The following is an 18,964-nucleotide window of genomic DNA, read 5'->3' on the forward strand; positions in this document are numbered from 1 at the left end:
GTTGACCTTCTTTGTCCACCCTCACTCCATGCCTCACCGGCCTGTGACCACTAACGTCTTCACCATGACGACTTCCGCATCCCTGCCAGCCACCCCCGCGCCCCAGGCATCCGGCGCCTCCGTCACCGATCGCCTCGTCGAGGCGAACCGGAAGTACGCCTCGGCGTTCACCGACCCGGGCATGGACGCCCGCCCGGTCCTCCAGGTGGCCGTCGTGGCCTGTATGGACGCCCGCCTCGACCTGCACGCCGCCCTGGGTCTGGAACTCGGTGACTGCCACACCATCCGGAACGCGGGCGGGGTGGTCACCGACGACACCATCCGCTCCCTCACCATCAGCCAGCGGGCGCTGGGCACCCGCGCGGTGATACTCATCCACCACACCGGCTGCGGTCTCGAAAGCCTGACCGAGGACTTCCGGCACGAGCTGGAGGACGAGGTCGGCCAGCGCCCCGCCTGGGCCGTCGAGGCCTTCCGGGACGTCGACCAGGACGTCCGCCAGTCCATGCAGCGGGTCCGCACGAACCCCTTCATGCTCCACCGCGACGATGTGCGAGGCTTCGTCTTCGACGTGCACACCGGGCTGCTGCGGGAGATCGATCCCGCCTCTTGAGTGACACGGGGCCGTAACGGCGTCAAGAATGCGGTGTGGCGCCCCCCGGACGACCTCCGGGGCCGGTGTCCGCGTTCAGGGGTGGGCCGGTACATGCGCCAACGGCGTCGGCCCTGGGAAAGGGCCGAGGAGAACCAGGTGACCACGTACGACGACCGAGCCAGCCTCGCGGATCTGACCAGCACGGCAGAGCGGGTCCGCCAGTCGGTCGAGGGCGTGATCGAGGGCAAGCCCGAGGTCGTGCGCCTCGCGCTGACGGTGCTGCTCGCCGAGGGACACCTGCTGATCGAGGACGTCCCCGGCGTCGGCAAGACCATGCTGGCCAAGACGCTCGCCAAGTCCATCGACTGCTCGGTGCAGCGCATCCAGTTCACTCCGGACCTGCTGCCCTCCGACATCACCGGCGTCAGCATCTACGACCAGCAGCGCCGCGAGTTCGAGTTCAAGCCGGGCGCGATCTTCGCGCAGATCGTCATCGGTGACGAGATCAACCGAGCCTCCCCCAAGACCCAGTCGGCGCTGCTGGAGTCGATGGAGGAACGCCAGGTCACCATCGACGGCACCACGTACGCCCTGCCCAGCCCGTTCATGGTGGTCGCCACGCAGAACCCGGTGGAGATGGAGGGCACCTACCCGCTCCCCGAGGCGCAGCGCGACCGCTTCATGGCCCGCGTCTCCGTCGGCTACCCCAGCCCCGAGGCCGAGCTCCAGATGCTCGACGTGCACGGCGGGGTCTCCCCGCTCGACGACCTGACGGCCGTCGCGCACGCCCACGAGATCATCAAGCTGATCGAGGCCGTCCGCGAGGTGTACGTGGCCGCACCGGTCCGCCGCTACGTGGTCGACCTGGTCTCCGCGACCCGCAGCCACCCCGACCTGCGCCTGGGCGCCTCCCCCCGCGCCACCCTGCACCTGCTGCGCGCCGTGAAGGCCTCGGCCGCGCTGTCCGGCCGGGACTACGTCCTGCCCGACGACGTGCAGGCGCTGGCCGCGCCCGTCCTCGCGCACCGGCTGCTGCCCACGGCGCAGGCGCAGCTGAACCGGCGCACCGCCGAGCAGGTCGTCCACGACATCCTCCAGCGCACCCCCGTTCCCGCCGCGCACGCCCGCGGCGAGATGCCGCCCGGCGCGGGCATCCGGGGCTTCTGATGGGCGCCGGTGCCCCGCGCGGCGCCGGCGGGCTGCCGAGGGAGGCGGGCGGGCTTCGGGCCTCGCTGGCCGGCCTGACCACCCGGGGCCGGTCGTTCCTGGCCGCCGGGGCCGCCGCCGCCGCGTGCGCGTACGTGCTGGGCCAGAGCCAACTGCTGCGGGTCGGGCTGTTGCTGGTCGTCCTCCCGCTGATCTGCGTACTGGCCCTGCACCGCACCCGCCACCGGGTCTCCGGCAGCCGCCGGCTGACCCCCTCGCGGGTGCCCGCCGGCGGTGAGGCCCGGGTCCAGCTGCGGATGGAGAACGTCTCCCGCGTCCCGACCGGGCTGCTCATGCTCCAGGACCGGGTGCCGTACGTACTGGGGCCCCGGCCCCGGTTCGTCCTGGACCGGGTCGAGGCGAGCGGCCGTCGCGAGGTCTCCTACCGGGTCCGTTCCGACCTGCGCGGCCGCTATCCGCTGGGCCCGCTCCAACTGCGGCTGACCGACCCCTTCGGGCTGGTCGAGCTGACCCGCTCCTTCAGCGCCTACGACACCCTGACCGTCGTCCCCCGCACCGAACCCCTGCCCCCGGTCCGGATGACCGGCGAGGCGAACGGATACGGCGACGGCGTCCGCCGCTCGCTGGCCCTGGCCGGGGACGACGACGTGATCCCGCGCACCTACCGGCGCGGCGACGACCTGCGCCGGGTCCACTGGCGCTCCACCGCACGCTACGGCGAGCTGATGGTGCGCCGCGAGGAACAGCCGCAGCGCAGCAAGGCCACCGTGCTGCTGGACACCCGCCGCCGCGCGTACGAGGGCGCCGGTCCGGACTCCGCCTTCGAATGGGCGGTCTCCGCGGCCGCCTCCACCCTGCTGCACGTGCTCGAACAGGGCTTCTCGGCCCGGCTGCTGACCGACACCGGCGACTGCGCGGGTGGCGAGGGCGGCGGCTTCTCCTCGGGCGGGCAGGAGTCCGCCGAGGCGGCCGGACTGATGATGGACACCCTCGCGGTGGTCGGGCACTCCGACGGGTCCGGGCTCTCCGCCGCCCACGACGCCCTGCGCGGCGCCGGCGCCGGTTTCGCCGCGTCCGGCGGGGACGGCCTGCTCATCGCGTTCTTCGGCGACCTGGACGACGTACAGGCGGAGACGGCGGCGCGGATGCGCCGGCGCAGCGCGGGCGCCGTGGCGTTCGTACTGGACCCGGCGACCTGGGCGGGCGAGCCCACGCGGGTGGAGGAACGGCTGCGCAGACTGCGGGACGCGGGCTGGACGGCCGTGTCCGTACCGCCCGGCGCCGCGTTCGGCGAGCTGTGGCGGCAGGCGGGGAACGCTCCGCTCGGCGCGGGAAGCTTCGGAGGCCGGGAATGAGCGGACGGGCGCGGGTGACGTTCTTCGCGATGCTGGCGACGCTCCTGACCTCCTGGTCACTGGCCCCGCTGGTGGAATCCTCCGGCTGGCTGCTCCAGGCGGCCGCGCTGCTGGGCGTGCAGGCGGCGGTGGGCGCCGGGGCCCGACGCGTGCCGCTGGCCCGGTCGCTGACCGTGGCGGCCCAGTTGCTGGTGTCCCTGCTGCTGCTGGCGTTCCTCTTCGCCGGGAAGGCCGAGTCCACCGGATCAGGGCCGCTGGCGTTCCTCGTCACCGACTTCGGGGCGCTGTTCCAGCAGGGCACCCGGGACGTCGCGGAGTTCGCGATCCCGGCCCCGACGACGGACGGCATCCGCCTGTTGCTGCTGTCCGGCGTCCTGCTGATCGGCCTGCTGGTCGACGTCCTCGCGGTGACCGTGCGCGCCGCCGCGGCGGCGGGACTGCCGTTGTTGGCGCTGTACTCGGTGGCCGCCGGGCTGTCCGCCGGGCAGGACGGTGCCTGGTTCGCCTTCGTGCTGGCCGGCGGCGGCTACCTGATGCTGCTGCTCTCCGAGGGCCGCGACCGGCTCGCCCAGTGGGGGCGGGTCTTCGGCGCGGCCCCCGGCGGGCGCGTCTCGGCCGCCTCCGGTTACGGGGGCGGGGCGGGCGCCAAGGCGGTCGCCCCGGTGCGCACCGGGCGCCGCATCGGCGTGGCCGCGCTGGGTCTGGCGCTGCTCGCGCCGGCCCTGCTGCCCGCGCTGGGCAGCGGCGTACTGGGTCCGCCCGGCGGGGACGACGGTACGGGCGGCGGGACCGGCGGGACGATCTCGGCGGTGAACCCGCTGGTCTCCCTGCAGAGCAGCCTGAACGCGCAGGACAACCGGGTCGTCCTGCGGTACCGCACCGACAGCCCGCAGCTGGGCGAGCAGTACCTGCGGATCCTGGCGCTGGACGAGTTCAACGGGGTGAAGTGGGAGGCCTCCGGGCGCCCGCTCACCGACGTCCCCGAGCGGATGCCGACCCCCACGGGGCTGAGCGAGCGGGTCCGCGAGAGCGCGAGCGAGGTGCGCACCACCGTTTCGGCGGCGGACACCTACGCCCAACGCTACCTGCCGATGCCGTACCCGGCGACGCAGGTGGACATCGGCGGGAAGTGGCGCTTCGAGCCGGCCGGCCGGACCCTGGTCGGCGACCAGCTGGGCAAGGACCGCTTCCAGAACGTGCAGGGCGCGCAGTACACGGTACGGAGCCTGCTGCTGCGGCCCACGGCGGCGCAGTTGCAGTCCGCGCCGGGCCCGAACCCCTTCGTGCGGGCGGAGTACACCAAGCTGCCGGACAACCTGCCGCCGGTGGTGTCGGAGACGGCCCGGCGGGTCACGGCCGGGGCGAAGGACGACTACACGCGGGCGGTCAGGATCCAGGACTTCTTCGCGGTGAACGGCGGCTTCCGCTACGACACGAAGGTCTCCTCCGGTACGGGTTCGCAGGCCATCGCCCGGTTCCTGAACGACAAGGAGGGCTTCTGCGTCCACTTCGCGTTCTCGATGGCGGCCATGTCGCGGACCCTCGGGATCCCGGCGCGGGTCGCGGTCGGCTTCACCCCGGGCGAGAAGCAGGCGGACGGCAGCGTCAACGTCTCCATGCGGGACGCGCACGCCTGGCCGGAGCTGTACTTCGAGGGCGTCGGCTGGACCCGGTTCGAGCCGACGCCCCGCGCGGGCATCTCGGTGCCGGACTACAGCCGCGCCGAGTCCCCGGCCCCGCAGCCGTCGGCGCCGTCCGCGCTCCCGTCGCAGCCCGTCACCCAGCCCTCGGCGGCGCCGTCGACGGCGAACGAGTGCCCGCCCGAGCTGAAGCGGCTCGGCGAGTGCGGCGGTCCGGCGCTGAAGCAGGACGGCGCCCCGGGTTCGGGCGGTCCTTCGGTCGGCGCGGTCCTCGGTTGGACGGGTGCGGCCCTGGCGGTGCTCGCGCTGCCGCTGCTGCCGGTGGTGTGGCGCGGTCGGGTCCGGGCGCGCCGGTTGGGTTCGCGGGAGGTGCTGGACGCCTGGCGGGAGTTGGGTGACGCCGCCTGGGACGTGAACGTGCTCCCGGACGAGGCGCTGTCGCCGCGGCGGGCCGCGGATCGCGTCGTGACGCTGGGCAAGCTGGAGGCGGAGCCGGCCGGGGCGGTCCACCGGGTGGCGGGCGCGGTCGAACGGGCGCTGTACGCGCCGCCCGGCGCCGACCTGTCCTCCCCCGGTCTCGCGGACGACGTCCTGCTGGCCCGGGCCGGCCTGCTGGCGGGCGTCGGCCGGGCCGGGCGGCTGCGGGCGTTGCTGCTGCCGCGGTCGGCGGCCCGGGTGTCCTGGGTTGTCGCGGCCCGTTGGGCCGCGCTGTCGGAGCGGGTGTCGGCCGTGGTCGGCCGCATCCGGATCCCGCTGCGCGGGCGGGGCTGAGGGCGGGCCGGTCGGCCGCCGCCCGCGGCTCCTTACGCACGGAAAACGCCGGTGTGTCCGGGCTCGTTCCCCCCGAGCCCCGACCCACCGGCGTTCCCGTGTCCGGGCTCTCCCGTGGCCCGTTCCCCCCTGTTTCCCCGTCCGGTCAGGGATCCGGCCCGCTCCGCGGCCCCGTGTCCGCGGTGCGGGCCGAAGCCCTGTCCGTCACCCCCAGTCTGCTGTCCTCGCAGGTGGGAGCCCATCCGTACGGGTACTCATTTCGGCGCCTGGGTACGGATACTCAGTTCTACGTCGCGGACGTGCCCGGTCGGCACCGCCGACCGGGGGGTCCGACCGGCGTCATCGACTGCCGCTGACCCGGCCCCGCAGGAGCAGCGACAGCGCCGAGTGGACATCGTCCAGCGAGCGTTCGCTCTGGAATGCCTGCCAGTCCAGCGCCGCCACCAGCACCATTCCGACCATCGCCGCCGCCGTCAGCGGGACGTCGATCTCGGCGCTGAGTTCGCCCCGCTCGACGCCCTCGCGCAGCACCGTCTCGACGACCGCCACGGCTTCCTGGCGGACCACCATCAGGGTCGACTGCCAGGCCCGGTTGGTCCGCCACAGTTCGGCGACGTAGAGCTGGGTGAAGGCGGGGTAGCGGTCGATGAAGACCAGCCCCGCGCGGATCATCCCGTCCAGGGCCTCGACGCGGCTGCCGCCGCGGGCCTCCGTCTCCTCGGCCGCCGCCCGCAGCGAGGCGGTGAGCAGCCCCACCCCGTGCCGCAGGAGCTCCTCGAAGAGGTCGGTCTTGCTGGCGAAGTTGTAGTAGACGGTGCCCTTGGCCACGCCCGCCCGCTCCGCGATCTCGTCGACCGTGGTCGCGGAGAACCCCTGTTCGGCGATGAGGGTGACGGCGGCTTCGTAGAGCTTCTGCCGGGTGGCCCGGCGGCGTGCGCCGCCCGTGCCCGTACCGGTGCTGCTGCTTTCCATGGCGCTGATTCTCACAGGTCAACAGCCCCTCACAGGCTCAGTTCCGGGTGCAGCCGGTCCATCGTCCACACCTGCTTGCCGCGGGCGGCGAGCGCGGTGAGGGCGAGCGCCCCGAGCGTGAAGGCCATCAGGACCGCGCTGCCCTGCCACACCGGGGCGAGGTCGCCGCCGGTGATCAGCCGGCGCAGGCTCTCGACGACGTACGACATCGGGAGGTACGGGTGGATGGCGTTGAAGAAGCCCGGACTGGTCTGAACGGGGTACGTACCGCCCGCGGAGGTCAGCTGGAGCATCAGGGCGGCCAGCACCAGGATGCGGCCGGCGGCGCCGAACTTGGCGTTCAGCCACTGGACGATCGCCGCGAAGCAGCCGGTGACCAGCAGGAGGAAACCGATGGTCAGCGCCGGCCGGGCCATTTCCAGGCCCAGGCCGGGCGCCCAGTGCAGGACGGACATCAGCAGGCCGACCTGGGCGGCGCCGATCCCCACGACGGGCAGCCAGCCCGCGAGGGCGATCCGCCAGGGCGAGGCGCCGGTGGACAGGGCCCGCTTGTTCATCGGTGCGATGAGCATGTAGGCGACCATCGCGCCGACCCACAGGGACAGCGGGATGAAGTACGGGGCGAAGCCGGTGCCGTAGTTGGGCGCCTTGTGCAGGGACTGGTTGGCGAGCCGGATCGGGTCGGACATGACCTGGGTGCGGGCGTCGCGCGCCTGCTGGTCGTAGTCCGGGATCTTGCCGGCGCCGTCGTGCAGACCGCCGGCGAGTTCGCCGGAGCCGTCGACCAGCTTGTAGATGCCGCCGTCGAGGGTGTGCGCGCCGTCGCCGAGCTTGCCGACGCCCTCGTTGATGGCGCCGGAGCCCTTCATGGCGGTGCCGATGCCGGTGTGCAGCTGGCCCATCCCGGAGGAGACCTTCTGGGCGCCGCTGTTGAGGGCGTTGACCTTGGTGACGGCCTGGTCGAGGTCGGAGGCGAGGGAGGGCGCCTTGTCGACGAGCTCGCGCGCCTTGTTCTCCAGTTCGGTGAGCTGGCCGCGGAGCTTGCCGAGGTCGGTGCCGGCGGCCTGCGCGACCTTGTTGGCGTCGGCGGCGGCCGCCGCGCCCTCGGAGACGTCGTCCTTGACCTTCTTCAAGTCGGGGCAGGAGGCCAGGTGCGGTTCGGCGCCGGGGGTCACGCAGTGGTCGGTGTAGTACTTGTCCGCCCCGGTCTGGGCCCGCTTGGTGACGCCGGCCGCGACGGGCGCGGCCTTCATGAAGGTGTCGAGGTGCTCCCGGACCACCTTGGCGGAGTCCGCGACGAGCGCCGCGTTGGCCGCCAGCGACTTCGGGTCGCTGACGAACGGCTTGGCCTTGGCGGCCGCGCCGTTGACCTTGTCGGCGAGGATCTGGGTGCCTGCGGCGAGGTCCTTCGCACCGGTCTCCAGCTGTCCGGCGGAGGTGTTGAGCTTCTTCAGCCCGCCGTTGAGCTCGCCGGTCTTCTCCTTGGCCGTGTCGAGGCCGTCGGCGAGGTCCTTGGCGCCCTTCTGCGCCTTGCCCGCGCCGTCCTTCAGCTTGTCGGCGCCGTCGGCGGCCTCGGCGGTCTTGTCGTGCAGGTCGGAGAAGTTGACGAAGATCTTGTCGAGGAAGCCGCGGGAGGCGTTGGTGGACGCCGCGGAGCGGACCTCGGAGAAGACGGTCTTGGAGATCGAGCCGACGATGTAGTTGTTCGCGTCGTTCGTGCGGACCTGGAGGGCGCCGGTGGCCGGGTCGTCGCCGGAGCTGGAGGCGATCTTCGCGCTGAAGTCGGCGGGCATGGTCAGGGACAGGTAGTACGTCCCGTCCTCCAGGCCCCTCGCCGCCTCGGCGGGGCTCACCTCGCGCCAGTCGAAGGTCTTGCTGTCGTGCAGCTTCTTGGTGATCTCGTCACCGGCCTCGATCCGCTTGCCGTCGACGGTGGCGCCCTTGTCGACGTTGACGAGGGCGACGGGAACCTTGTCGAGACGGCTGTACGGGTCCCAGAAGGACCAGAGGTACAGGGCTCCGTACAGCAGCGGCAGCAGGAGCAGCGCGACGAGCGCGGCCCGGGGCAGCTTGCCCCGCCCGAACCGCTTCAGCTCAAGCGCGGCCAGCTTCGGCGATCGCATCGTCCGCCGCTCCCTTCGGGTCGTGGTGGGGGGTGGTGGCCTGGGCGTTCTTGGTGGTCGTGCCGGTGTCCGCGGAGGTTTTCGTGGCCGTTTCCGTGGCCGTTTTCGGGTCCGGTGCGGTGTCGGTATCCATGGCCGTTTCCGGGTCCGGTGCGGTGTCGGCTGGGGCGCCGGTCCTGCTGTCGGTCGTGCCGTCGGTCCTGGCCTCGGCCTTGGTTCCGGCTTCCGCCGGGGCGTCGTCCGTGTCGTTGTCCGGGGCCGCCTTCCGGGCGGCCGCCGCGTCCGGTGCGGGCGCGGCTCCTTCGGAGAGGCCCCAGGTGATCTTCGGACCGGCACCTCGGGAGGCGACGGGAGCGGGCTCCGCGGTCCCGCGCCCGGCCGGTGCGGCGGCCTCGGCCTCGGCCGGAGCCTTGGCCTTGGTCTTCGCTTTGGTCTTCGCGTCGGTCTTCGCGTTGGTCTTGTCGGTCTTCGCCGTAGCCTCGGTCTTCGCCGGAGCCTGGGTCTTCGTCGGAGCCTTGGCCTTCGTCGGGGTCGGGACCGTGCGCAGCACCGTCACGTCCGCCGGGGCCTTGCTGCACACCGCGAGCACGGTGGTGCCGCGGGCGGCGATGGACCGGAGCAGGGCCCAGACCTCGTCGCGCTCGGAGTCCGAGAGCTTGATGTCCAGGTCGTCCAGGGCCAGCAGGCGGGGGTTGCCCAGCAGGGCGATGGCCACGGAGAGCCGTACGGCCTCCGGCCGCTCCAGGTCGCGCACCGAGGTGCGCGGCCCCTTCGGCAGCGTCGCCAGGTCGAGGCCGACCACGGTCAAGGCCTCCGCGATCAGGACCTTGGCGGCGGTCCGGCCCTCGCCGCGCGGGCGCAGCAGGGCGCGCACGGGGCCGGTGTAGTGCCGCTGGAGGAGGGCGCCCTCGCGCAGTTGCTCGGTGACGGTGAGCGCCTGGTCGAGGTCGTTGACCCCGGGGACCGGGCCGAGGGCGCAGATCCGACGGACCGCCGCCATCTTCTTCGGCAGTCGGTGGCGGCCGATCTCGGCGTACCCCTCGGTGGCCTTCATCCGCCCGGTGAGGGCGAGGAGCAGGCAGGTCCGACCGCTGCCGGACGGGCCTTCGAGCGCGATGAGCGAGCCGGGCGCCGCGTCGATCCCCACGCCCCGGAAGGCCCAGCCGCGCGGGCCCTTGAGTCCGAAGTCCTCGGCCTTGACGGCCGCGCCGTGCGGGCTGTCCACGCCATCCCCCTTCTTTTGAACTGACCGGTCAGTTCAAAAACTATCAGGTTCAGGGCCAAGGGCCGTACCCGAGGGGGACTTTGGGGGCAAAAGCGCAGGTCAGGGTGATTGTCAGTGCCGGTCGTCACGATGGAGGGGCACGCGCACACCGCACGCGTACCCGCAACACCGCCGAGCACCACGCAACGACAGGAGGTTCGTCATGGCCACACCGTCCCCGTCCCGTGTCCACCCCGTCCCGCGCAGGTCGGCCGCACCTTCCCCGACGGCTCCGCCGCGGGGAGACCCCACTGCCGCCCTGGACCTGCTCGCCAAGGCCCGCGACGGCCTGGCCGAGGCGGCCCGGCTGCCCCGGTCCAACGAGCGGTACGCCACCGCACACCTGGCGGCGCTGCGCGCCGCCGCGGCGGTGCTCGCCGCGCGCGGGCGCTCCGAGCCGGTCCATCCGCGGCGCAGGCCGCGGATCCGCAGCGCGTGGGAGGTGCTCCCGGAGATAGCGCCGGAGCTGACGGAGTGGAGCGCCCTGTTCGCCTCCGGCGCGGCCCGCCGGGCGCGGGCCGAGGCGGGGATACGGGACGCGGCGACCGACCGGCAGGCGGACGACCTGGTGCGGGAGACGGGGATGTTCCTGCGCCTGGTCGAGCGGATGCTCGCGCTGCAACCCGTGGCGCAGGCCCTGCCGCTGCCGAGGACACCGGGACCGGAGCGTCCGGAGGCGGGATGACCTGCCCGGCTGTCCGAGGCCATAGGGTGGGGATCGCACCGCTCCCCCACTCATACGCGCCGAGGAGTCATCAGTCGTGTCGGACAATTCCCGCCCCCGTGCCTCCCTTCGCACCGCCGTGGTGTGGGAGGTCCTCAAGGAGGCCCTCGACCGCCGGGTGAAGGCGACCGGGCGGGACGTGCTGGACGTACTGGACACCGGCGGCGGCACCGGCAAGTTCGCCGTGCCGGTGGCTCACCTGGGCCACCGGGTGACCGTGGTCGACCCCAGCCCGAACGCCCTGTTCGGGCTGGAGCGCCGGGTCTCCGAGGCGGGCGTCGCCGATCTGGTGCGCGGGGTCCAGGGCGACGCCCAGGGCCTGCTGGACGTGGTCGAGCGCGACGCGTACGACGTGGTGCTCTGCCACGGCGTGCTGGAGTACGTGGACGACCCGGCCGAGGGCGTCGCCAACGCGGTCGCGGCTCTGCGCCCGGGCGGCGTCCTCAGCGTGCTCGGCTCCGGCGTCGGCGGGGCCGTGCTCGCCCGCGCGCTGGCCGGCCACTTCACCGAGGCCCGTACGGCCCTCACCGACCCGGCCGGCCGCTGGGGCGCCGGCGACCCGGTGCCGCGCCGCTTCACCGCCGAGCAGCTCGGGGAGCTGGTCGGCGGGGCGGGCCTCGCCGTCGGCGCGGTGCACGGCGTACGGATCTTCGCCGACCTGGTCCCCGGGGTCCTGGTCGACACCGAACCCGGCGCGGTGGAGGCACTGCTACGTCTGGAGGAGGCCGCGGCCGAGCTCCCGGCCTTCCACGCGGTCGCCACGCAACTGCACGTTCTGGGTGAGAAGCCCGCCTGATCTGCGGGCATGCGCGAACCGGGCTCGGCCGCACACCCTCCCAATCGGCGCTCCTCCCCGTATGATCGGAAGCACCGGTCGGCATGGCGGACTGCTCATTGGGGAATAAGCGCCTCAGTGACCGCACTGGCGGCGGTACGGTTTGACCACAGATTTGACACCGTGCCTCACCGGCTCGGTGGATTCGCAGAATGTGGCGTAGAGGGCGGGTGTCACGGGGGCGATTCCCCGCCTATCCTGAAGGGGACCCCTGGTCGCTCACCCCGCGACCGACGGATGAGGAGGACTCCCGTGCCGCTCTCGGAGCACGAGCAGCGAATGCTCGAGCAGATGGAGCGAGCGCTGTACGCCGAAGACCCCAAGTTCGCGACAGCGCTTGAGGGTAGTGGACTGCGCACGTACACCCGGCGACGGGTCTACCAAGCAGTCGCAGGCATTGTGGTGGGTATCGCGCTCCTCATGACCGGTGTGATCGTGCCGAACGTGCTCTGGATCAGCGTGGTGGGTTTCCTCGTCATGCTGGGATGTACGGTCCTCGTGGTCACCGGTTGGCGCAAGGCACCCAAGCCTGGCGAGCAGCCCGTCTCCGGAAGTGCAGACGGCTCGGCCCCCGGCCGCAGTCGACAGCGTCGGTCGATGATGACCCGGATCGAGGAACGGTGGCAGCGCCGCCGTGACGAACAGGGGCAGTGAGCCCCGCGCGAACCGATCGGTGAGGGGACGGACGCCCGAGGGCGGCCGTCCCCTCCGCCGTTTCCGCCTGCCGGAGCAACCGTCCTGCGGCATGATGACCGGGTGAGTGTGCTCCCCCTGGTCTTCACCAGCGGCTGGGCCAGCGGGATCAACGCGTACGCCGTGATCCTCCTGCTCGGCATCTTCGGCGCGACCGGACTGAGCGACGACGTACCCGCCGCGCTCCAGCGCCCCGACGTCCTGATCGCGGCGGCCGTGCTGTTCCTCTGCGAGGCCGTCGCCGACAAGATCCCCTACGTGGACTCGTTGTGGGACTCGGTCCACACCGTCATCCGGCCGCTGTCCGGGGCCGTGGTCGGCGCCCTGCTGGCCGGGCAGAGCGGCTCCCTGTCGGACCTCGCCGCCGGTGCGGTCGGCGGTTCCACGGCGCTGGCCAGCCATTTCGTCAAGGCCGGCACCCGGATGGCCATCAACACCTCACCGGAGCCCGTCAGCAACATCGTGATGAGCACGGCCGAGGACCTCGGCGTCGGCGCGATCGTCACCTTCGCCATGTTCAACCCGCAGGCCGCCGCCGTCATCGCGGCCGTACTGCTGATCACCGGCCTGGCCATGGTGATCTACCTATGGAGCCGGATCCGCCGCTTCCTGCGCCGGCGGGCCCAGCGCCGCGAGGAGAAACGCCTCGCCGCCGAGGTCCGCGCGGCCGGCGGGGCACCACCGGACTGACCCCCGACCTCCCTCGATAGGCTCAGCCCCATGGCACGAATTGCGGTGATCGGCGCCGGGATGGGCGCGATGGCGACGGCGGCCCGACTGGCCGTGGCGGGCCACCGGGTGACGGTCCACGAACGCGGACCCGACTACGGGGGCTCGGTCGGGCGGTACCGGCGCGACGGCTTCGCCTTCGACACCGGCCCGGGCCTGCTGCACCTGCCCGCGGTCTACCGCGATCTGTTCATCAAGACCGGCAAGCGGCCCCTGGAGGACCACGTCGACCTGGTCCAGCTGGACCCGGCCGTGCGGCACGTCCTCGGCGACTCCGGCGCCACCACCGTCACCCTGCCCGGCAACTCGCGCGGCGGGGTCGCCGCGGCCCTCGACGGGGCCTTCGGCCGGGGCGCGGGCGACCGTTGGAACGCGGTGCTGGGCCGCGCCCGCGACACCTGGGACGCCACCCGCCGCCCCCTGCTGGAGGAGCCGCTGCGCCCCGACCGGCGAGCGCTGGGCCGCGACCCGTACCCGGCGCTGCGCGGGAGCGGGCTGCTGCGCCGGCGCCCGCCGACCCTGGCCGAGGTGGCCGGGCGCGAGCTGGGCGGTGCCCTCGCCGAGCTGCTGACCGCCCGGGTCGAGACGTACGGCATCGATCCCGGCTCCGCGCCCGCCTCCGCCGCCGCGCTGCCGTACATGGAGCAGACCTTCGGCAGCTGGTACGTACGGGGCGGGCTGCGCGCCCTGGCCACCGCCGTCCACGAACGCTGCCTGGAACGGAAGGTGGAGTTCGTCCTCGGCTCCGGCGTACGGGACGTCCTGACGCGGGACGGCCGGGCCGCCGGGCTGCTGCTCGACGACGGCACCGAGGAGCCCGCCGACCTCGTCGTCTGCGGCATCGACCCGAGGCAACTGCCCGCCGACTCCCCCGCCTGGGCCCCGGACGCCGTGCCGGCCCGCGGCGCGGGGGTGCCCAGCCGGGTCACCCTGCTGCTCGCCCTGCGCGGGGCCCGGCCGGCGGACGCCGTGCACCGCACCCTGGTCCACCGCGACCCGGCCCACCGGGACGGTGCCGACGCGGGGACGGTCACCGTCCTGCGCCCCGACGACCCGACGACCCGGCCCGACGCGGACCACGAGGCCGTCACCGTGAGCGCCGTGTGCGACCCGGGGGCGCCGCAGGGCCTTCCCGGGGCGCAGGAGCTGCTCGCCCGCGCCGAACGGGCGGTACCGGGGCTGCGGGAGAGGCTGCTGTGGCACGAGGTGCGCACCCCGGCCGATGTGGAGGCGGCGACCGGCGCCCTCGGCGGGTCCGTGCCCCCGCCGGCCCTCGCGGGGGCGGGCGGTCGGCTGCTCTACCCCGCGAACACGACGGCCCTGCCCGGCTTCTACCTCGCGGGCGGCTGGGCCCACCCGGGCGGCGGGCTCCCGCACGCCGGGATGACCGGGGCGCTGGTGGCCGGGCTGATCGTGGAGGGGGACCGCTTCCGGGGGTCGCAGTAACCCCGGTCGCGGTGGCCCGGGTCGCGGTGGCCCGACCAGCGGTGGCCCCGACCCGGTGGCGCCCGCCCGGCGGCCGTCAGTAGCGGTACTGGTCGTACTCGCCGTTGCCGTTGCCGTTGCCGTTGCCGTTGCCGTTGCCCTGGTCGTGCTGGTCGTGCTGGCCGTGCTGGTCGTTCGGGTGGCCCTGCTGACCCTGGTACGGGTAGCCCTGCTGGTCCCGGCCGTCCTGGCCCGGGTACGGGGGCTGCGCCTCGTTGGCGCGCTGCTGCGGGACCCAGACTCCGCCGGGCGGGGTGTCCATCGAGTACTGCTGCTGCGCCGGGTCGTACGGGGCGTAGCCGGAGTAGTCGTAGGCGGGCGGGGCGACCGTGCCGCCGGTGCCGATGTACGGGTCCGAGTAGGCGGCGTAGACCTGCTGTTCGCCGGTCGGGTAGCCGCCGGACCAGTCGTAGCCCTGGCCGCCCTGCTGCTGGTCGTAGTACGCCGCGTACTGCTGGGCGTCCTGCTCGGGCCGGCCCTGGGGCGCGGACCCGTCGCCCTGGCGGGGGGCGAAGCTCTGTATGCCGTACGAGCCGGTGTCCTCGGGGACCGGCTCCGGGGTGAAGACCCGCGTCGAGTCCACGTCGCCGTCGTCGCGTCCCTCGTGGCCGTCGCGTCCCTCGTGGCCGCGGCGCCCGGCGGAGAGGTCCGCGCCGGAGGCGTCCGGGCCCTGGGATCCGTACTCCAGCGCCGTCACCTCCAGCCCGGTGTCCGAGCGGGGTCCCTTGCCCGCGCGGCGGCGTCGGCCCTGTTCCTGCGGGGCGGGCTCCCCGCCCTTGCGCAGCGACCAGCCGGCCACGAAGCCCTTGCGGAAGGACAGGGTCACCAGGGTCTGGCCCAGGGCGAAGGCGACGGCGCCCGCGCCGATCACGTACACCGAGGGCAGCACCACCCCCGCCACGACGCCGAGGAACCCGGTGAAGGCGAGCAGGCGCCAGCGGAGCCGGGCCTTGTACTGCATCAGGACCTCGGCAAGCAACCACAACGCGACGACACCGAACGCGATGTAGAGGACCGTCATTCCCATGCGTGGCCCCTCTCGGTACGGCCGCCCGCACGGGAACGGGGATTGGCCGGTCAGGCCCGCTGGTGCAGGCCCAGGTTCTCGTAGATCTCGAGGGACGCCGTGGAATTGTTCAGCGTGATGAAGTGCAGTCCCGGAACACCCTCGGACAGCAGCCGCGCGCAGAACTCCGTGGCGAACTCGATGCCAATGGAGCGTACAGCGGCGGGATCGTCCTTGACCGCGAGCATGCGCTCTTTCACGTTCTCGGGGAAGACGGCGGTGCTGAGTTGCGGCAGCCGGTCGAGCTGTTTGACGCCCACAACAGGCATGACCTCGGGGATGATCGGGGTGTCGCAGCCCGCCTTCGCGACGCTGTCGCGCAGCCGCAGATAATTCTCCGGATCGAAGAACATCTGGGTGATGGCGTAGTCCGCGCCCGCGCGGCACTTGTCCACGAAGTGCCGGATGTCCGTGTCCCAGTCCTCCGAGCGGGGGTGCATCTCGGGGAACGCGGCGACGCCGACGCAGAAGTCCCCGGACTCCTTGAGCAGCCGGACCAGGTCGGCGGCGTAGTCCACGCCCTCGGGATGCTTGACCCACGGCGCCATCGGGTCGCCCGGCGGGTCCCCGCGCAGCGCGAGCATGTTGCGGATCCCGGCGTCCGCGAACTGGCCGATGACGTGGCGCAGCTCGGCGACCGAGTGGTCCACGGCGGTGAGGTGCGCGACGGGTGTCAGGGTGGTGTCGGCGGCGATCTGCTGGGTCGCGCGGACGGTGCCGCCGCGGGTGGAGCCACCGGCCCCGTAGGTCACCGAGACGAAGCTCGGGGAAACCGCCTCGATCCGGCGGAGCGCGTTCCAGAGGTTGCGCTCGCCCTTCTCCGTCTTGGGAGCCCAGAACTCGAATGAGTACGAGCCCCCGGACGCGATGAGATCGCGGACCGTGTGCGCACGATCCGACCAGGTGGAAGCGGTACCAAGGGCCATACGGGCAGGTTAGACGCGGCTTGCCGGTCATCGAAGCCGCGTCCATCCATTGGACACATTTTTGGACACCCTGCGGGGAGGTTCCCGGGCCGTGACGTCGACCCGGAACGCCGTGCCCCGGCGGCCTCAGCCCGCGGCGACCTCGGCGCGGGCGCGCACGCGCCGGGCGAGGTCCGCGGCGGCCGCGCCGGGGTCGGAGGACTCGGTGAGGGCCCGTACGACGACGACGCGGGTGGCGCCGGCGTCCAGGACCTCGTCCAGGTTGCCGGCGTCGATGCCGCCGATGGCGAACCAGGGCCGGTCCTGGCGCAGGGCGGCGGCGTGGCGGACGAGGTCGAGGCCGGGGGCGTGTCGGCCCGGCTTGGTGGGGGTGGGCCAGCAGGGGCCGGTACAGAAGTAGTCGACGCCGGGCTCGGCGGCCGCCTCGTCGACCTCGGACTCCGAGTGGCAGGAGCGGCCGATGAGGACGCCGCCACCGAGGATGGCGCGGGCGGCCGGGACGGGGATGTCTCCCTGGCCGAGGTGCAGGACGTCGGAGCCGATGGCGTGCGCGACGTCGGCGCGGTCGTTGACGGCGAGGAGCTTGCCGTGGCGGCGGGCCGCCTCGGCGAAGACCTGGAGGTGTTCCAGCTCCTCGCCGGCCTCCATGCCCTTGTCCCGGAGCTGGACGATGTCCACGCCGCCGGCCAGGACGGCGTCCAGGAACTCGGGGAGGTCACCCTGCCGCCTGCGGGCGTCCGTGCACAGGTAGAGCCGGGCGTCGGACAGCTGCTGCATGGGTGTTCCCCCCGTGGTGGTGGCGGTGTGCGGGTCGGTGGGACCGGCCCGCACACCGGTGGATCAGCTCATCAGAGGGCGAGCGCCTGCGCGCGGCGCTTCACCTCCGTGCCGCGATTCTCACTCAACGCCTGCACGGGGCTGCCGGGCAGGGTCGGATCCTCGGTGAAGAGCCATTCCAGGATCTCCTCCTCGGAGAAGCGGTCGTCGCGCAGCACGGTCAGGAGGCCCACGAGGCCCTTCACGACCTTGTCGCCGTCGATGAACTGGGCCGGAACCTGCAGGGTGCGGTTCTCGCCCCGGCGTACGGCGATGAGCTGGCCTTCCTTGACCATCTGGCGGACCCGGGTCACCTCGATGTCGAGCATCTCCGCGATGTCGGGGAGGTGCAGCCAGGAGGGGACGAGGGCATCGATCTTTGCGTCAATCTCGGTCACGGACACAAGCCTGCCATCTCGGACGGGCCGCCGGTACCTGGCCCGTCCGTCCGGGGTCCGGGCCGCCTCCCGCCCGGGCGGCGCGGTGCGGACTTCCCCGCTCCGCCCGGCCGCGTCCCCGCCCGTGTCCCGGCCCGCCCCGGCCGTCAGGCGGTGGCGGACTTCAGCGGGGCGGCGGGGTCCGCCACCCGGGCCGGGTCGAGCCGGACGCCCGACTCGATGAGCTTGCGGCCCTGTGCGAGGTCCCGCGGCCGGCCGACGGCCAGGACCGCGACCAGGGCGGCGTCCCGCAGCCAGCACACCGACCAGCCCGCCCCGCCCGGGTCGCCGCGCCACAGCAGGGTGTCGGCCCCGGCGTGGTGTCCCTCGTACTGGACGAAGCGGCCGAACTGCTCCGACCAGAAGTACGGCACCGGGTCGTAGGCCCGTACGGGCTCCCCCGCCAGGATGTTCGCCGCGACGGCGCGCGGCCCCTGGAGGGCGTTGTCCCAGTGGTGGACCAGCAGCCGCGCACCGTAGCGGGCCGAGGGGAAGGAGGAGCAGTCGCCGACGGCGTACACCCCGGGGAGGGTGGTGCGCAGGTGGGCGTCCGCGGTGACGGAGCCGTCGGGGCCGAGGTCGACGCCGGTGCCGGCCAGCCAGTCCGTCGCGGGGCGGGCGCCGATGCCGACGACGACGGCGTCCGCCGCCAGTTCCCGGCCGTCCGCGAGCCGGACCCGGCCCTCCTCGACGCCGGCCACCTTCGCGCCGGTGATCAGCTCGGCGCCCGCCTCGGCGTACCAGTGCGCCATCGGGGCGGTGACCTCGGCCGGGAGGGCGCCCGCCAGGACCCGGTCCGCCGCCTCGACGACGGTCACGGCGCAGCCCGCCGCGCGGGCGGCGGTGGCGAACTCGGCGCCGATCCAGCCGGCCCCGACGACGACGGTGGCGGGGGCGGCGGCCAGGACGGGCCGCAGCCGGGCGGCGTCGTCGAGGGTGCGCAGCAGGTGCACGCCGGGGACGCCTTCGGTGCCGGGCAGGGTCAGCGGTCGCGCGCCGGTGGCCAGGACGAGGGCCCCGTACGGGACGGGTCCGGCCCCGGTGTCCAGTTCGCGGGCGGCGTGCCGCAAGCCGGTGACCTCGGTGCCGAGCCGCAGCTCGATGTCCAGGCCCTCGAAGTCGACGTCGAAGGCGGAGTCCTCCGCCTTGCCGAGCAGCACCGCCTTGGACAGCGGGGGCCGGTCGTAGGGCTGGTGGGGTTCGGCTCCCAGCAGGGTCACGGGGCCGGTGAAGCCCTGTTCGCGCAGGGCCACCGCGGTCTGCACCCCGGCCATTCCGGCGCCGACGATCACGACACCGGGCTTCGTCTGTTGCGTCTGCTCGCTCACCCGACCCAGCCTAGTTCCCTGACGATTCGTCAGGAATA

16 protein-coding genes and 1 pseudogene are annotated in these 18,964 nt (G+C 73.4%); 9 read left to right on the forward strand and 8 right to left on the reverse strand.

What is annotated here, in order from left to right; all coding sequences use genetic code 11:
* Positions 1-64: 64 nt before the first annotated feature.
* From AB0D46_RS21770 to AB0D46_RS21785, 4 genes are all read left to right on the forward strand, one after another.
* Positions 65-613, forward strand: coding sequence for a carbonic anhydrase (locus AB0D46_RS21770; RefSeq protein WP_362879688.1), 549 nt, complete (start codon positions 65-67; stop codon positions 611-613).
* Positions 614-751: 138 nt separating this feature from the next.
* Positions 752-1,762 carry a MoxR family ATPase gene (locus AB0D46_RS21775; protein ID WP_362879690.1) on the forward strand — a complete coding sequence of 337 codons (1,011 nt, stop codon included), beginning with the start codon at positions 752-754 and terminating at the stop codon, positions 1,760-1,762.
* Positions 1,762-3,117 carry a DUF58 domain-containing protein gene (locus tag AB0D46_RS21780; protein ID WP_362879692.1) on the forward strand — a complete coding sequence of 452 codons (1,356 nt, stop codon included), beginning with the start codon at positions 1,762-1,764 and terminating at the stop codon, positions 3,115-3,117. Before AB0D46_RS21775 ends, AB0D46_RS21780 begins: the two co-directional genes overlap by 1 nt.
* A complete protein-coding gene (locus AB0D46_RS21785) occupies positions 3,114-5,528 on the forward strand; it encodes a transglutaminaseTgpA domain-containing protein (RefSeq protein ID WP_362879693.1) in 2,415 nt (804 codons plus the stop codon). Before AB0D46_RS21780 ends, AB0D46_RS21785 begins: the two co-directional genes overlap by 4 nt.
* Positions 5,529-5,867: 339 nt before the next feature.
* On the opposite strand, the gene AB0D46_RS21790 is transcribed toward AB0D46_RS21785, so the two are convergent.
* The 3 genes and pseudogenes from AB0D46_RS21790 to AB0D46_RS21800 form a co-directional block, all read right to left on the reverse strand.
* On the reverse strand, positions 5,868-6,500 hold the full coding sequence (locus tag AB0D46_RS21790; RefSeq protein WP_362879694.1) for a TetR/AcrR family transcriptional regulator: 633 nt from the start codon (positions 6,498-6,500) through the stop codon (positions 5,868-5,870).
* A gap of 29 nt (positions 6,501-6,529) precedes the next feature.
* On the reverse strand, positions 6,530-8,623 hold the full coding sequence (locus AB0D46_RS21795; RefSeq protein WP_362879696.1) for a YhgE/Pip domain-containing protein: 2,094 nt from the start codon (positions 8,621-8,623) through the stop codon (positions 6,530-6,532).
* A 532-nt stretch (positions 8,624-9,155) separates the two neighbouring features.
* Positions 9,156-9,848: pseudogene (locus AB0D46_RS21800) on the reverse strand (ATP-binding cassette domain-containing protein); the annotation flags it as partial.
* A 202-nt stretch (positions 9,849-10,050) separates the two neighbouring features.
* On the opposite strand from AB0D46_RS21800, the gene AB0D46_RS21805 reads away from it, so the two are divergent.
* The 5 genes from AB0D46_RS21805 (at position 10,051) to AB0D46_RS21825 (ending at position 14,314) form a co-directional block, all read left to right on the forward strand.
* Positions 10,051-10,572: an SAV_6107 family HEPN domain-containing protein gene (locus tag AB0D46_RS21805; RefSeq protein ID WP_362879697.1), complete on the forward strand. Its 522-nt coding sequence runs from the start codon at positions 10,051-10,053 to the stop codon at positions 10,570-10,572.
* A 76-nt stretch (positions 10,573-10,648) separates the two neighbouring features.
* Entirely contained in the window at positions 10,649-11,407 is a 759-nt protein-coding gene (locus tag AB0D46_RS21810; protein ID WP_362879699.1) for a methyltransferase, read from the forward strand.
* Between the two features lie 291 nt (positions 11,408-11,698).
* Positions 11,699-12,100 (forward strand): DUF3040 domain-containing protein, encoded by a 402-nt coding sequence (locus tag AB0D46_RS21815; protein WP_362879700.1) that lies wholly within the window; start codon positions 11,699-11,701, stop codon positions 12,098-12,100.
* 102 nt (positions 12,101-12,202) lie between these two features.
* Complete coding sequence (locus AB0D46_RS21820) at positions 12,203-12,829, forward strand: DUF4126 domain-containing protein (protein WP_362879702.1); 627 nt, start codon at positions 12,203-12,205, stop codon at positions 12,827-12,829.
* Positions 12,830-12,859: 30 nt separating this feature from the next.
* Positions 12,860-14,314, forward strand: coding sequence for an NAD(P)/FAD-dependent oxidoreductase (locus tag AB0D46_RS21825; RefSeq protein WP_362879703.1), 1,455 nt, complete (start codon positions 12,860-12,862; stop codon positions 14,312-14,314).
* A gap of 76 nt (positions 14,315-14,390) precedes the next feature.
* Here AB0D46_RS21825 and AB0D46_RS21830 read toward each other — a convergent pair whose 3' ends face one another.
* From AB0D46_RS21830 to AB0D46_RS21850, 5 genes are all read right to left on the reverse strand, one after another.
* On the reverse strand, positions 14,391-15,380 hold the full coding sequence (locus AB0D46_RS21830) for a hypothetical protein (protein WP_362879705.1): 990 nt from the start codon (positions 15,378-15,380) through the stop codon (positions 14,391-14,393).
* Between the two features lie 50 nt (positions 15,381-15,430).
* On the reverse strand, positions 15,431-16,345 hold the full coding sequence (gene metF, locus AB0D46_RS21835) for a methylenetetrahydrofolate reductase [NAD(P)H] (RefSeq protein ID WP_362879706.1): 915 nt from the start codon (positions 16,343-16,345) through the stop codon (positions 15,431-15,433).
* 126 nt (positions 16,346-16,471) lie between these two features.
* Positions 16,472-17,122 carry a thiamine phosphate synthase gene (gene thiE / locus AB0D46_RS21840; RefSeq protein ID WP_362879708.1) on the reverse strand — a complete coding sequence of 217 codons (651 nt, stop codon included), beginning with the start codon at positions 17,120-17,122 and terminating at the stop codon, positions 16,472-16,474.
* Between the two features lie 71 nt (positions 17,123-17,193).
* Complete coding sequence (locus tag AB0D46_RS21845; protein ID WP_362879710.1) at positions 17,194-17,559, reverse strand: Rv2175c family DNA-binding protein; 366 nt, start codon at positions 17,557-17,559, stop codon at positions 17,194-17,196.
* Between the two features lie 146 nt (positions 17,560-17,705).
* Positions 17,706-18,926: an FAD-dependent oxidoreductase gene (locus AB0D46_RS21850; RefSeq protein WP_362879712.1), complete on the reverse strand. Its 1,221-nt coding sequence runs from the start codon at positions 18,924-18,926 to the stop codon at positions 17,706-17,708.
* Positions 18,927-18,964 lie beyond the last annotated feature (38 nt).

Source organism: Streptomyces sp. NPDC048383 (assembly GCF_040651775.1).
In the GTDB taxonomy this organism is placed as follows: Bacteria; Actinomycetota; Actinomycetes; order Streptomycetales; family Streptomycetaceae; genus Streptomyces.

Coding starts and splice junctions, on each gene's coding strand:
- AB0D46_RS21770 (WP_362879688.1), top strand. CDS start 65: ATGACGACTTCCGCATCCCTGCCAGCCACCCCCGCGCCCCAGGCATCC.
- AB0D46_RS21780 (WP_362879692.1), top strand. CDS start 1,762: ATGGGCGCCGGTGCCCCGCGCGGCGCCGGCGGGCTGCCGAGGGAGGCG.
- AB0D46_RS21785 (WP_362879693.1), top strand. CDS start 3,114: ATGAGCGGACGGGCGCGGGTGACGTTCTTCGCGATGCTGGCGACGCTC.
- AB0D46_RS21790 (WP_362879694.1), bottom strand. CDS start 6,500: ATGGAAAGCAGCAGCACCGGTACGGGCACGGGCGGCGCACGCCGCCGG.
- AB0D46_RS21795 (WP_362879696.1), bottom strand. CDS start 8,623: ATGCGATCGCCGAAGCTGGCCGCGCTTGAGCTGAAGCGGTTCGGGCGG.
- AB0D46_RS21805 (WP_362879697.1), top strand. CDS start 10,051: ATGGCCACACCGTCCCCGTCCCGTGTCCACCCCGTCCCGCGCAGGTCG.
- AB0D46_RS21825 (WP_362879703.1), top strand. CDS start 12,860: ATGGCACGAATTGCGGTGATCGGCGCCGGGATGGGCGCGATGGCGACG.
- AB0D46_RS21830 (WP_362879705.1), bottom strand. CDS start 15,380: ATGGGAATGACGGTCCTCTACATCGCGTTCGGTGTCGTCGCGTTGTGG.
- metF (WP_362879706.1), bottom strand. CDS start 16,345: ATGGCCCTTGGTACCGCTTCCACCTGGTCGGATCGTGCGCACACGGTC.
- thiE (WP_362879708.1), bottom strand. CDS start 17,122: ATGCAGCAGCTGTCCGACGCCCGGCTCTACCTGTGCACGGACGCCCGC.